We start from the raw sequence: 347 nt of genomic DNA, 5'->3' as shown, positions 1-347 counted from the left end.
GCTCGGGACTATGCTGGCGATCGGACACTTGCCGTGAAGCGGATCGAGGCACTGCAGTTGGCCAAGCGCGCAGCCGCCGCGTTGGGACTGAAGGCTGCGAAGATTGCGATGATAGACAAACTGTTCGGCTATTCGCCTGCGGCGGACTGGACCAGCAAGGACTCCAGCCCGATCGTTTGGCCTTCCAACGAGGCCCTCGCGCGGCAACTCGGGTTATCCATCTCTACTGCCCGGCATCATTTGCGCGGGCTCGCCGCGGCAGGACTTATCGCCCATGCATCGCACCCCACCTACCAGCGTCGTGGTGTTCGGGACGACCAAGGCAAGATCGTAGAGGCATTTGGGAT

1 protein-coding gene is annotated in these 347 nt (G+C 62.0%); it reads left to right on the top strand.

Features of this window, described 5'->3' with window-relative positions; all coding sequences use genetic code 11:
* Nucleotides 1-33: 33 nt before the first annotated feature.
* The coding region (locus tag CEV33_RS01035; RefSeq protein WP_235818328.1) for a helix-turn-helix domain-containing protein at nt 34-347 on the top strand (314 nt) is incomplete at its 3' end.

The organism is Brucella grignonensis (assembly GCF_002252505.1).
GTDB classification, from domain to species: Bacteria; Pseudomonadota; Alphaproteobacteria; order Rhizobiales; family Rhizobiaceae; genus Brucella; species Brucella grignonensis.
Note: the sequence above shows the minus strand (reverse complement) of the source record. Positions and strands in the feature narration are given on the sequence as shown.